Raw genomic sequence first — 13,020 nt, forward strand, 5'->3', positions numbered from 1 at the left:
GGCCCGAAATGAGGACATATCAACTCCAGGAGGAAACATGTTCAAAGCACTTGCCGCCATCGTCGCACTCACCGCATCCGCCAGCGTTATGGCGCAAAGCGATGTTACGCTGACTTCACTTGCCAAAGATAATGCGACCAAAGCGTCGTTCAGCCAGATGGTAAAAGGCCATAAGCTCCCGGCCTGGGTTAACAGCGGTGGTACCGGATCCCCGGCACAGACCGTGAAACTGGGTTCTGAATCCTGGCAGGTATTAAGCGCCTGTAAACCACACGATTGTGGAAGCGAACGTATCGCCGTGATCTGGTCTGAAAAATCCAAACAGATGGCGGGCGTCTTCTCAGTGGTTGATGAGAAGACATCGCAGGAAAAACTGACCTGGCTTAACGTCAGCGATGCGCTGTCGATTGATGGTAAAACCGTGCTGTTTGCCGCGCTGAGCGGCAGCCTTGAAAACCATCCTGACGCGTTTAATTACCCGCAATAAACAAAATCCCTGGCTATCCGTTGATAGTCAGGGGTTGCTCACCGCCATTACCACTCCCTATTTGCGCTGCCGGCGTAGTTTGCCCGCGAGAAGAGCCAACCGCTGGCTACGACAATAAATCGTGAACAGCACGAATCCCCGGCGGTTAAATATTAGCCGGCAACACAGTAATGCCAGCGCGGCGAACGCCAGCGGCCAGAGACTTTCACCTGCGCTGACCATCGCTCTCAACGCTTGCGCCGCCGTTGACGCTGAGAGGAGAAGAAATAGCGCCAGAAATCCCTTCAGCCCGAGGGTATAACCGCGAGCCAGCAACACGCCGCTGGTCAACAGAAAAATAACCACCACAAGCGCTGGTACAAAGAAACTCGCTACCCGTATCGGCGCAGAGAATGGCGGGAGAGTCTGCAAAAATGGTAGCAGATTGAATGCAAAAGCCACTAAGAACAGTGGGAATAGCGCGGCGACCGGAAATGGGTTTTGCCGGGGACGTTCGCCAGATGGTCGCGAAAAGTAGCGTTCAAGTTCTGGCGTAGAGTGATTCAGTGAGGTGCCGTCCCGGCGCGCAATAGCGCGGTCGATCTCCCGGCCATGCTGCAGGAGATCGTAAAAAGGCTTCCCGAGAATGATGTTCAGGTATGGCATCTGGAACGTGTTTCCTACGGCGCCAGCATCAATACCTTGAACTGGCTGGGGACGATGCGCATACCGACCGCATTTGTCGAATTTTGCAGGCTAACGCTGGTTAGACGCGTCGCCGGCGTGCCTTTTAGCAGTACGGTAAATGCGCCGGTCAGATGACGCGACGGCCCCATCACCGTACCTGACGCCACCCCGGTCGCCACGCCGGGGTTATCGCCGTTGGTGAGCGGCGTCACCGTCGCCATATTGTGCGCGGGCATGCCCATAAACAGAATATTGAGCGCGTTAGGGATCGCCGTCGGCCCCAGCGCGATGTCCGGATAGGGAATCGGTGTCGGCGCTGGCATCGGGGTCAGACAGACGTCGGGGAAGGCTAAATCGACACCGAATAGCTGGCAGTTAGCAAACATAATTAGCTCCTTAGCCCATGTGGATCTGTTCTGAATCGACTTTGGTGATCGCTTTTGAGGTGATGACCGTATTGTGCGCATGCAGCCGGGCATAATCTTCCGCTTTCATATCCAGCTGCCCGGCGCGCACCTGCTCGGTCTGCCGGGTAGTACGCAGCAGATTGTGGCTAATTTGCGTCACCGTTTGCCAGACCGATTCGGCGCGTTTGCCGACAATACGTGACAGTGTCACCCATGCCGAGAGCTTATCGCCGCTGTAGTTCATCTCGCTGATATGGCAGTCCCCCTGCGCGGCATTGACGCACAGGCGCTGACCGCTGAGACTGAGTTCTCCCTGACTTTGAATATGCAGGTCACCCGGTACGCTGAGCTCCGCCTGGCGGCTTTCATCACGCTCCAGCACCGCTAACAGCCAGATCTGGTTGTCCACGCTGCTGATGAGTACGCGATCCCCAGCCTGCGGCGCGATCAGACAACTGACCGCTCGCCGACAGTGCCAGCCGCGCCCTTCGCTCTCGACGGTCACGCTGCCGTCGGCAAAGCAATGGGTCACCGTGCCGGAAGCCTGCGCCGGCGGCATCGCCGCCTGGGCCAGTTTGTGATTAATGGTTGTCATCTGTTGTCTCCTTAACAACGGCTGTGGCGCTGGGCGCTCCACGCCTCAGCGGCTAATAACTCTTCATCGTATTCCAGGATCCCCTGGCGGCCGGTAAACAGCGCTTCGTCCTGGCGGGCGCGATGCAGCCGGGTGCGGGAAAAGGTCGCGCCGCGCAGATCCGCCTGACGCAGGTCGGCAGCGGAAAAATCGCTCCACGTCAGATCGCAGAGCGCGAATCGCGCCCCGGGGGCCTGAACCTGCTGTAAAACGCTCTGGAACAACCTGCTCTGGCTAAAGTCGGCCTGCTCCAGTATCGCGCCAACAAATATTGCCTGGTCGAACAGGCTGCCGCGACACTGGGCGCCGCGCAGATCGGCCTCCATAAACAGCGCCTGGCTGGCGTTCACCTGATTGAACTCTGCTTCACGCAATGACGCGCCTTTGAAATTGCACTGGGTTAGCTGGGCGCCGTTAAACTTCGCGCCGTCCAGCGGACAATCGGTGAACTGGCAGCCGGTAAAACCCTGCCTTGAATAGTCTTTGCCGCGCTGATCGCACTGGAAAAACACCAGCCGGTCGCACTGCATTCCGTCCAGCGCGGTGTCCCGCAAATCGATATGATAAAAGGTGGTCAACAGACCTCGGCTTTGCGCAAAGCTGGCGTGAGTCAGGTCAGCCTCATAAAACACGCTGCGTTCCAGCGTTGAACCGCTAAAACGGCTCCTGCTCATCTGGCAACGCATAAACTGGCTGCTTTGCAGCGTGGTCGCCGAGAAATCGCTCTCTTGCAGGTCGCACTGATTAAACACGCAACTATCAAGCGTGGTTTCAGCGGCCTGAAGATGGGCCATTTCACACTGATTGAAGGTCGTCTGCTTAAGTTGGGCGCCTTGCAGCTGCAGGTTCTGCAGCTGGCACTCGGTAAACAGGGCTTCATGCAGATTGGCATTTTGCAGATTAGCGCCGCGTAGCGACACCTCCTGAAACAGTCCGCCGGAGAGATCGCAGCCCTGCAGGTTGATACCATCCAGCGATATTTCATTGAGTGGCTCGCCGTTTTTGATGCGCTGAACGATCTCCTCCGGGCTCAGTATCGTCATATCACTTCTCCATCGCGCTTCGGCAGGGTTTTAATGCGTTTGGTCCATGCGCCATCCAGCCGCGTGGTTTTACTGGTAAAGGATTGTGAAAGATCGGCGCGGAACAGATTGGCGCCTTCGAAATTAGCTCCGGCAAGCTGGCTTTTTTGCAGCAGCGCGCCCATCAGGTTGGCGTCGGTAAAATCGGCTTCGCGAAAATCTGTGCGAACAAACAGACTGCCGACCAGATTCGCGCGTATAAAGCTGGCATCGCGACAATCGGCCTCACTCAGATCGCTGTTTTCGATTTTTGCCAGCGCAAAGCGCGCGCCCTGTAATGGCGTCTGGCGTAAATTGCTCTGCTGCAGCGTCGCGTGGCTGAAGTCGGCTCCGATAAGTGAGCTTTCCGACACCGCAGCGCTGGCTAGCCATGTTGCAGCGCTAAAATCAGCGCGCTCCGCGATGGTCTGCACCAGCGAACAGCTTTCCAGCGTCGCCTGATGGAAAATGGCATGCTCCAGTTCAGATTGTAAAAACGAGCATTTGTGCAGCCGTGCGTGGCTGAAATCAGGTTGTGCCAGCGTCAGTTCCATAAAGACGCAGCCATCCAACTCGGCGCGATGAAAACGGCAGTCAATCAGGCTGATTTCCCGAAGGATCAGCGTTTTTAGCGTCGCATTATCGAAAATGCATTGCGCAAACAGCGCGTTCTGTAGCTGACTATCTTCGAAGCGAGCGCCGGTGAAGTCGCTTTGATGGCACTCCGCCAGTACCAGGCTGGCGCCGCTAAAATCACAGTTACGCAGCGACGAATGCTGTAGCTCCGTTCTGGCCAGCACGGCCCCCTGAAAAGAGGCGTTATCCAGCTGACAGTGGCTGAGGTCCGCGCATTCCAGTAACGCCTTTTCAAAATTGGCGCCGCGAAAATCCATGCCGGAAAAATCAACGCCGGTCAGATCCATCCCGCTAAAATTGCCGCCCTGCGCCATGGTACGCTCGGCGCGTTGGCGCAGGATCATCGCCAGATCGCCCTTCAGCCGGACCGCCGGCGGCTGATGCTGCACCGCGGCCAGGTACATCTGGTGTAGCGCCTCGCGCGTTTGCGCGCGCTTTTTCTCACTCAGTTCCTGCTGGTGCTGATGCAGCATCTCCTGCATTCGGTGCATGGATTCGGGGCCGCGCGGTTGGTTTTCATCGTTATTCAACTGCGGATAGTGCGCCTCCATCTCACGCTTGCGCTGTTGCGCATCATTCTCCATTTCCTGCGCCTGACGCTCCATGTCGGCGATAAACTCCGGCAGGTCTTCAAGCTTAGGCAACGTGGGCTCGTCGATATCCGCCAACAGGCTATCGATATCACCGCCGCTGGCTTCAATGGCGGCGCGGTGCTGTTCACGCAGCAGACGAGCGCGGTTTTTCATATTCTCCTGCTGCGGACTCGGCGACTGTTCAATTTCATTGTCGATCCACGGGCCGATGGTCTCTTCCGGTATGAGATCCTTTTCGCGAAAGGAGAAGAGCGCGCCCTTCTCTTTATCCATTCGCTGGGCCAGTACCTTGCGATAGTGATTAAGCGAACGGGCGGCGCCCTCTTTTTCCAGCGCCGGGATCAGCTGCAGGACGTCGGCGGCATCGTCTTCATTGATACGAATGTGCCCCTGCCAGATAAGCATCATCTGTTCCCGATGGGGAAAGAACCATACCGTGGTGGCGCGTAAGGCAATTTCTTCAAATAGCGTTTCATCCGCGCGCTGGCGATGAATAAAACAGCGAGCCTGCCACGGCGGCAGCTGGCCCTCCTGCATTGGTTTCTCAGGATGCATATTCCAGATCCGCCATTTCGCCCCTGGCGGCAAGGTATCCCGATCCTCCCACCATTGGTCCGGGCTGGCGGCGTTAAAGACTTTCCAGTCAATATCGCGGGCAAAACCGGGAAAATCCTGTTGTAGCCAACTGGCATCATATTTTTTGCCCATACGGCTAAAGCGCCGCGGCCACTGAATATCCAGCGGGCCAAAACTTGCCGGCTGCGGTTTCTGCTGCGGCGAGCTTACTCTTCCCTCCAGCGGTTCAATATTCGGCAGAGGATGATGTTCGCGCCCCTGCTGTTTTACCGGCGCGACACCAAGCCCGTGCGGGTTGTCGGCATAATCACCGCCGCCAAAGGCGCGGCTCCAGTCGAGGCGCATTTCGCTAAACGGCTGCGGTCGGGTCATACGTTGCCCCGTCCACTGGCGATCGCCGAACACCACCAACGACTTACTCACTTTGTCGATATCGATGCGCGCCACGCAGGCGCTTTTTTCCTGCTGATGATGGGTATAGGCAAAACCGGTGGCAAGAAATTCGGCGCGGACTTTAGGGATGGCCATATCCACCACGCCGCCGCTGGTTTGTAGTTCGTCGGCGGCAAGCTGCCACAGTTCCATCTCGGGGCGCAGCTGGGGGTTTGGCCCCATATCCGCCAACGCCAGCACCGAAACGCCAAGATAATTTTTGCCCTGCCAGCGGAATGGCCGGTTCAGTACGCTCAGGCGTAAGGGTTTAATGATTTTCATATAGCCCTAATGCGATAGGTTCTTAAGGGGAATTGATGCTTAGCATCAGACATTACGATAATCGAGGTAGTAGAAATGTTGTGGGTCGTCCTGGTGAACGCGAATATTGATTAATTGATTCACCTGAACCTCAGATTGGTCTTGCGCGGGGAATATAACGCCGCGGATGCCCTGCAGTTCTTGCTCATGCCAATGATAACGAAGGGTCAAAATGGCTGAGTAGTGATTATTAATTCGCTGGTCGCGATCGTATTTGATCTGCAGGATGGTGGCCTTAACATTGACACCATTCATTTTCGTTTTTTTATCTTGTCGCGCAGAACGTATATTCTGCATCGCAACCCAGGCCACAAAGAGCAATACTACCAGCGGAATGGCCCATGCCATGGTTAGCACTATGGTAGAGACGATTTCCATGTTATCTCCTGATTAGTTCTTACAAAAAAAGCGGCCTGTCGTATAGCGCAATTCTCTGCGGGTTCGCCGGATCGTATTTAATCGTTGTGCCATTACCCGGCTTAAAACGTTCAATGTCGCTGAAATTCAGGGTGTGATTCAGGCTAGCTTGAACTTCCACCTGCTCGCGGGTCTTAAATTTAAAGGTGATACGATAGATCGGTTTACTTCCGCTCCAGGCGCTGGTCTGGTGTGCGGCAATTATATCCGCGTTGACCGCAATGCCGGATTGCAGGACCTCACTGTGGGTGAAACTATCCTTTAAATACGGGTAAAAATCCTGATAAAGAAAACGGGCCATGGGATAGATACCAAACACCAGGACAATCAGCCCCATGACGATAAAAAAGAGTATATCCATAGTGAATTAACCCACATCACCGATTTGCATAATAGCAATCTTATTGCCGCATCCTTTCTTAACGACAATGGACAGCCCTTTACGTAATAGATGTATTTGTGCTGGTGCAATCAGCGCCTTGGCGCAAAATAATTGAGGCATTTCATCGATGCGAAAATATATATCGAAAAATAGATTATTACCGAGCATTACATTAGTTTGTTGCCAGAATTCAATCCGCGAACTCAGTAAGTCTCCTCGCCAGCGTTCGCGTTTTAAATAGATTTTCACTGACTTTAGTTGTAACGATGACTTTCTGAATGTGAAATAGGTGGCCATCATGAATAATATACTTACTGATAAACCAATAATCACGGGTATCATTTCCCCTGGAGACATATTGGTGATCCATTTTTCAAATGACATAATTATCCCTGGTGGGTTTCAGTTCAGGCTTCACAATTCATTATTTTAGGTAAAAAGACATCTTGGTTTTCTCACAATATAGAGAGACTCCATCACTCCATCTCCCAAGGTGTTGGTAATAACTCTTTGGGATTATCAGGCATGTAGTAGATGTAAATAGTATTGTTTCTCATGATTTTTACCATGTTTTGCGGGGAAATATACTGTTTAGCCGTTGCCGTCACCAGACCTGAGTCAGTATTGAAAGATAATTCCATTTTAAGTTTAGTGCTCCCTCCGCCACTCGCGCCAATTTTTTCCATGCTTAATATTTTAGCCTCGGTACGAATGCCATTTGCCTTAAACTTATCATAATTGGAGCCTGAACGATAACAATATAAGAACAAACCAAACAAAATTAAAACGGCTAATATTAATGTTCCCCACATAGAGTCAAACATAATGATCCATTAATGATGAAGTTCACCACATATTAGAAATTCTGTGAGTGTTTTTAAGTGGCCACCTAAATGGCCACGAGCATAGAAGTCTAGTGGATACCCTGTTTATTCATAATCCACATCCATAACAGCCATTCGTTTTGGCGGAACGCCCTCATGCTTTATAGTTAATCGAAGCCCCGGTTTTAATTTGGGGATTTCTGAAGCACGTACCACGGCAGCAGCATTATACTGTTTTGTCGTACCCTCAATGTTCGCCTCAAAGGTAAATACGAAATAATAATCGAAATTATTGGTCGCGTTAGTTTGACGCCAACTTACCAGAGATGCGTTTTTTATCTCACCGGGCCAGCGCTCACGGCTTAGCCAGTTTTTTATTTCAGTAAGGTCCCCGCCCTGTCCTTTGAGACTTCGCAGCGAACCGAACAATAGAAAAAAGCTAAATGCAACCGATGCAATAACAATTAACAAAGAGTGTTGATAAATAAAGTTCATTGTTAGCTCTTTTAGGTTTTAAATATAAATAATTGTCACATTATAAAAATAATGGTCTGTCATAAATTGCGATTCGTTTAGGATTTTTAGCGTCGTATTTTATTGTTGTCCCATTGCCGGGTTTAAATCTCTCAATTTCTTCAAAGCTTAGCCCCATATCAACACTCGCTTCGGTTTCAACACCTTCAAGAGTGTTAAATTTTAAGGTCAAATGGTATATTGGCTTATTTCCACCCCACATACTAGTTTGATGAGATGCAATAATATCGGCATTTACTGCGATTCCTGTTTTAAGAACAGCGCTTTCAATAAACCCAGCCTTGATCATAGGGATAACGGAACTACGAAAATTCCGCCCAATAATATAGAGTGCTATAAGGCATGCCACAAGCAGAATATAAAACCATTTTGTATTTAGAAAATCCATTTAATCAATTCCAGGTCGTGATTTTATAGGTAGAATGAAATATCAAATATTACTGCACCATTACACATTTAATAATTAACGGAAGTAACCGCTATCTTTAGAGGCGTGTTATTACTGTACTTTACTGATAATAACATTCCTTTCTTTAATTTATGAATATCATCGGGTCTTACAATGCCTTTCGCAATGTATTTTTTTACAGAACCGTTTATATTTGCATTAAAATAGAAATCATAAATATAATCATTGCCGTACTTTGTTTCTGTCTGACGCCATGATTCTAGCGGAACCTGGATTGTTTGACCGGACCACTTATCTCTCGACAACCAGTTTTTAATTGCTGAAACTTCAGTTTTATTCGGTTTGAAGGCAGCAAATGATATACCTAATGCTATGATTGTCACCACAATGCCAAAGATAAAAGATGGTTCCGTGATGACATTCATAGGGTTGCATCCGTGCTGTTAACAAAAACTATCATCAATAGTTTACTCCATATCTCCAGGAACAAGGTAGACTTTTTCAGGGGCACCTGGGAGGTAATATAAAAAAACTGTATTTTTCCTACCAATCTTAACCATTTCTTCCGGAGTTATAAAGCGACGAGCATATGTGACGACAATTCCATCGGGAGTCATAAATTCCAATTCAAACTTAAATTTCATATTTCCGGTGCCAGAGGTACTTATATGTTGTTTACTAATGATTTTAGCTTCAACTTTAATGCCTTCCTTACGAAACTTCTCATCATTATTTCCTGACTTCATTATACTGTATAAGAACCACCCCAAAACTAAAATGGTTATAAAGATAGACCACATTGTTGAATTTGACATCGTAAAATCTTACATTAAGTGAACCATTGATGGCTGTCTTATTTTAAATGCAAAAAATTGAGAAATCGTTAGGTTCTGGATTGATTATTTATTACCAGCTAAAACCAATGGAAAGGAAACGCAGCATTTGGAGGCCGTTTCTATGCCATGTTCCCTATCAAAGGGTAAAGCAGCAATTATATGTCGTGCATCGACTAGTACTAGCCTACGCTCATGACTGCTGTTTTTTTTGGGGGTACTCCCTGGTATTTGAACATTACAGGCATATCCTTTTTTAATTTAATGACTTCAGAGGTCTTTAACACAGTTGCTGCTTTATATGTTTGAGCTTCACCACTCAAATTAGACTCGATAGTAAAAATATAGAAATGGTCAAAATTATTGGTAGTTGATGTTTGTTTCCATTCTTTTAATTTTCCTGTTGCTAATTCGCCGTTCCAGTTGTCTCTTGCAACCCAATTTCTTATTTCACTAAAATCTTCCTTCTGTCCCTTTAATCCTCTGAGACAGATGAAGATGAATATCAACATTACACCTAACGCAATAGGTCCTGAGTGTTCAGAAAGGAAATTCATATATACCTCTTACATAAACATGTGGATAAAACCAATAACTACATTCTGCAATGAAGATTCTATTTTTGTTAGAGATCTAGTTACATTCATTGGAGAGTGGACAATACTTGCTAATGACGTTGGCATGTTTAATGGTGTCCAACTAAACGATGCACCATTCACAGATGTGCTAAGTCCGTTGAAGGAGTGTGTTGTGCCATTTAATGATACACTTATTCCCTTGTTAGTGAACAACCCCTCAGGGGAAACAATTTCTACTTTAGTATCGCTTTTTATAGATATTTTTAATGGTGAGTTAATAGATATTTTACCTTGAACCGTTTCATTAAGTTCACCCAGGATATTTCTAGCAACATTCCCTTTAACGTCTACTATTTGATTATTATCCACGGTAAGTTTGTCAATACCTTGGATATGCGTTACAACCCCTTTTTTGTATGTCACTCTGGTGGCAGCGGAAACTGCGCTTGTAGAGGCTGCTGCCAAATAATCTGTTGCGTAGAGCTTGGTCCCTGGTGCAGCCATAATCTGCCCAGCGGTATTTTTAATATCAAAAGGTATATTGGGAACTGCACTTTCTGTACCTTTGGCATCGACAACCTGACCAAAGATAACATCTGGCGTTTCGTACATTATCTTCGATGCCGCCAAAGTGCTAACCGTATCACCGCTTTCGGTTACCACATTGCCGGTATAACTATTACTTGAATAACCCGTAACCGATTTTGTTTCACTATCGACAATGCTTTCATTACGTCCATTAGCCGTGATAGCGATGGTTTGCCCGGCATTAAAGGTTTGCGTATCGTGGCCTACCACACTAGTGGAACGCGTATTTAGATGTGAATAGATCGTTTGCTGATGAACAACTTCATTGTGCATCCCTTCAACAGACACGTTCATATTTTTTTCAGAATGCAAATCGACGGACTCTTCACCAAGCTTATCTTCAAAAAACAGGTAACTGGCATTGTCCTGATTCCCATCCTTACTCCGCGTCATAAAGCCCATCCGGGTGGCGTCGCCGGGGAGATCCCATGGCGGCATGCTGGCTTCATTATACACACGTCCGGTGACGATCGGGCGGTCAGGATCGCCGTTGATAAAATCAATGACCACTTCATCGCCGACGCGGGGAATTTGCACGCCGCCAAAGCCCTGGCCTGCCCAGGCGCTCGACACGCGAACCCAGCAGGAGCTGGTGTCATCGCCTTTGGCATGGCGGTCCCAGTGAAACTTCACTTTGATGCGGCCATACCTGTCGGTCCAGATGCTTTCCCCTTCAGGCCCGACAACTTTCGCCGTCTGCGGGCCATAGGTTCGCGGCCAGTCGGTTACCTGCGCCGGGCGATAGACTACCGAAGAGGGGATCACTCTAAAATGGATTTGGTGCGAGATATCGCTATTGCCGCCGCTGGCGTAGCTGTTCTCTTCAAACAAGTAATCTGCGGCGGTCGTCAAATATTCGCCATTATCGCTAAAGAATGGCGCATTAGTTAGGGTAAACGTTGCGCCGGGAGCGATGCCTACCGCGGTGGCGGACGCCTGGATCTGCTGATGTTCAACCTGCCAGCGCTCCTGGCGGATACGCGCGTAGAATTCACCGTGTCCGTGATCGACAAACCGCCCCGGCCAGTCGTACACGTCGATACTGCCCGGCGAGGGCGATGCCGGGTTCTGCCGCGCCTGAAACAGCCAGGCGTTAGGTTTACGGAAATCATAGTCATCGAGGCTGTAAATCCCCGGCGTCACGCTATCTTCCAGCGCCCACTGACCGATCCCCTCTTCAGTGGTAATACCGCCCGATGCCGTCTGGTGGTAGGGAATGGTTTCATAGCCGCTTACCGGTTGATGCTGGGTGGCTGAATCGGTCAGAACCATCGTATGTTTACCCGCCTCGTGACGGAAATGGTAGGCAATCCCCTCCAGCTCCATCAGGCGGCTGATAAAGGCGAAACTACTTTCCTGATACTGGACGCAGTAATCCCAGACGCGGTAACTGCCGTTCAGCTTATCCTCAACGTTGACCTGGTATTCACTCAGCAACGTATTGATGATCTGCGGTACCGTCTGCCCCTGGAATATACGCAGGTTGCGGTCGCGTTTCATCGGCCATAAGTCGGGTTCAACGATCAGTTGGTAAGCGGCGTAGCGGATACCGCTCAGTTCAACGGCGCTCACCGCCACGCGGGTAATTTTACCGTTGAAATAACGCGAACTCAGCGCGTTTTGCGTCGGAATGGTCACGGTGACCGGCTGGCCAAGCAGCTTGCTGCGATCCAGACGCGCATCGCTGCCAAGCAGCGTTAAGCTGAGCTCGAACATTTCCGACATGGCTTCATGTCCGCTGAGTTTCCAGAAAAGCAGCCCCTCAACGGGGAGCTGAACGGTGATCCTGTTAGACATAATATTATTCCATTCAGGGGGATACAGTTTGTGCAGCACTAGCTGCGCGTTAACAGTGGGTTCGGCAGATCGACCAGCACCTGTTGCGGGTCAAGGCGCAAGTAGCGTAACGGAATCGGCTTTCCCGGTTGAAAGTTTTGGATACGCGTAATATCAATAACGATATCCCGCTGACCGGTCAGCAATTCACCTTTTTCGTTAACGTAATTAAAATCGACGCTAATATTAATAAACCCGGAATTACCGCCCGAGCGGCTTCTCACATTTGTGATGGTGCCAGACACCGCAACGCCATCATTGTGGATAGCCGCTTTGAGTTTTTTATTTTTCGCATCGCGAATCAGCAATGACGCAAAAATATAAATAAACAGTAGGACCACGGCCAGAACGATTACGTTAGTAAAAATATTCATCTTCCACTCGTCAGTTTTGGCTTATCGTTAATATCTCTTACAAACACAATGGCGTTATCTTTTGGCTCGAGTTTTGCTTCATAAGTCACTCCGACCTGCCAGGCATCGAGGGTAATGAGCAAAACCGTTTCCTGGTGCTTTTCCACAAGCCACGTTTTTCCATTATTTAAATCCTGTACCCGCAGATCCATATCAATGACAGGATTGTTGTTGATAAATAATCCGGTTTGCCGCATTGCGAGTATCGTAACCTGGATATCGTTCCCGTTTTCGATAATCCGCTGCTCCCGCCGTTGCGAGTTTTTTACTATGCGGTTGGCAAGGTAAAAGCTGATGAAAATAATAACCAGCGTCAATACTGCGTTGATAATCCAGCCTGGCGTCATTAAACACTCCTTGTTGACCAGTGATTAGCCACCCGCCGTGCATTTC

Annotated in this window: 18 protein-coding genes; 1 reads left to right on the forward strand and 17 read right to left on the reverse strand. The window is 49.4% G+C overall.

All coding sequences use genetic code 11. The features are described 5' to 3' along the window. Positions 1-37 precede the first annotated feature (37 nt). Positions 38-487 (forward strand): Ivy family C-type lysozyme inhibitor, encoded by a 450-nt coding sequence (gene ivy, locus ABLU78_RS01355; protein ID WP_015705431.1) that lies wholly within the window; start codon positions 38-40, stop codon positions 485-487. A gap of 57 nt (positions 488-544) precedes the next feature. Here the strand turns inward: ivy and ABLU78_RS01360 are convergent, their stop codons facing one another. The 17 genes from ABLU78_RS01360 to ABLU78_RS01440 form a co-directional block, all read right to left on the reverse strand. Then, a complete protein-coding gene (locus ABLU78_RS01360; RefSeq protein ID WP_048228754.1) occupies positions 545-1,132 on the reverse strand; it encodes a hypothetical protein in 588 nt (195 codons plus the stop codon). Positions 1,133-1,146: 14 nt separating this feature from the next. Further along, a complete protein-coding gene (locus tag ABLU78_RS01365; RefSeq protein ID WP_015366584.1) occupies positions 1,147-1,539 on the reverse strand; it encodes a DUF4150 domain-containing protein in 393 nt (130 codons plus the stop codon). A gap of 10 nt (positions 1,540-1,549) precedes the next feature. Beyond that, on the reverse strand, positions 1,550-2,155 hold the full coding sequence (locus ABLU78_RS01370; RefSeq protein WP_020078770.1) for a DUF3540 domain-containing protein: 606 nt from the start codon (positions 2,153-2,155) through the stop codon (positions 1,550-1,552). Between the two features lie 11 nt (positions 2,156-2,166). Further along, on the reverse strand, positions 2,167-3,237 hold the full coding sequence (locus ABLU78_RS01375; protein WP_048228755.1) for a pentapeptide repeat-containing protein: 1,071 nt from the start codon (positions 3,235-3,237) through the stop codon (positions 2,167-2,169). Beyond that, on the reverse strand, positions 3,234-5,774 hold the full coding sequence (locus ABLU78_RS01380) for a DUF2169 domain-containing protein (protein ID WP_048228756.1): 2,541 nt from the start codon (positions 5,772-5,774) through the stop codon (positions 3,234-3,236). The genes ABLU78_RS01375 and ABLU78_RS01380 overlap by 4 nt, the downstream gene beginning before the upstream one ends. Positions 5,775-5,819: 45 nt before the next feature. Then, a complete protein-coding gene (locus ABLU78_RS01385; protein ID WP_015705436.1) occupies positions 5,820-6,191 on the reverse strand; it encodes a hypothetical protein in 372 nt (123 codons plus the stop codon). Between the two features lie 19 nt (positions 6,192-6,210). Beyond that, the gene (locus ABLU78_RS01390) at positions 6,211-6,591 is read right to left on the reverse strand and encodes a DUF3592 domain-containing protein (protein WP_015705437.1); all 381 of its coding nucleotides are present in this window, start codon (positions 6,589-6,591) and stop codon (positions 6,211-6,213) included. Between the two features lie 6 nt (positions 6,592-6,597). Continuing rightward, on the reverse strand, positions 6,598-6,996 hold the full coding sequence (locus tag ABLU78_RS01395) for a hypothetical protein (RefSeq protein ID WP_048228757.1): 399 nt from the start codon (positions 6,994-6,996) through the stop codon (positions 6,598-6,600). A 92-nt stretch (positions 6,997-7,088) separates the two neighbouring features. Next, complete coding sequence (locus ABLU78_RS01400; RefSeq protein ID WP_015705439.1) at positions 7,089-7,436, reverse strand: DUF3592 domain-containing protein; 348 nt, start codon at positions 7,434-7,436, stop codon at positions 7,089-7,091. Between the two features lie 105 nt (positions 7,437-7,541). Continuing rightward, positions 7,542-7,931 carry a hypothetical protein gene (locus ABLU78_RS01405; RefSeq protein WP_048228758.1) on the reverse strand — a complete coding sequence of 130 codons (390 nt, stop codon included), beginning with the start codon at positions 7,929-7,931 and terminating at the stop codon, positions 7,542-7,544. Between the two features lie 40 nt (positions 7,932-7,971). Then, positions 7,972-8,358, reverse strand: a complete 387-nt coding sequence (locus ABLU78_RS01410; RefSeq protein WP_015705441.1) for a DUF3592 domain-containing protein — start codon at positions 8,356-8,358, stop codon at positions 7,972-7,974. Positions 8,359-8,426: 68 nt separating this feature from the next. Beyond that, complete coding sequence (locus tag ABLU78_RS01415) at positions 8,427-8,804, reverse strand: hypothetical protein (protein ID WP_045387916.1); 378 nt, start codon at positions 8,802-8,804, stop codon at positions 8,427-8,429. A gap of 42 nt (positions 8,805-8,846) precedes the next feature. Next, a complete protein-coding gene (locus ABLU78_RS01420) occupies positions 8,847-9,194 on the reverse strand; it encodes a DUF3592 domain-containing protein (protein ID WP_223575853.1) in 348 nt (115 codons plus the stop codon). A 200-nt stretch (positions 9,195-9,394) separates the two neighbouring features. Next, complete coding sequence (locus ABLU78_RS01425) at positions 9,395-9,769, reverse strand: hypothetical protein (protein WP_021469585.1); 375 nt, start codon at positions 9,767-9,769, stop codon at positions 9,395-9,397. 9 nt (positions 9,770-9,778) lie between these two features. Then, complete coding sequence (gene tssI / locus ABLU78_RS01430) at positions 9,779-12,175, reverse strand: type VI secretion system tip protein TssI/VgrG (RefSeq protein WP_015705445.1); 2,397 nt, start codon at positions 12,173-12,175, stop codon at positions 9,779-9,781. A 38-nt stretch (positions 12,176-12,213) separates the two neighbouring features. Then, positions 12,214-12,588 (reverse strand): DUF3592 domain-containing protein, encoded by a 375-nt coding sequence (locus tag ABLU78_RS01435; RefSeq protein WP_015705446.1) that lies wholly within the window; start codon positions 12,586-12,588, stop codon positions 12,214-12,216. After that, positions 12,585-12,974: a hypothetical protein gene (locus ABLU78_RS01440; RefSeq protein WP_015705447.1), complete on the reverse strand. Its 390-nt coding sequence runs from the start codon at positions 12,972-12,974 to the stop codon at positions 12,585-12,587. The genes ABLU78_RS01435 and ABLU78_RS01440 overlap by 4 nt, the downstream gene beginning before the upstream one ends. Positions 12,975-13,020 lie beyond the last annotated feature (46 nt).

The sequence above is a fragment of the Klebsiella sp. JN_Kp122 genome, from assembly GCF_040062085.1.
Lineage (GTDB): Bacteria > Pseudomonadota > Gammaproteobacteria > Enterobacterales > Enterobacteriaceae > Klebsiella > Klebsiella aerogenes.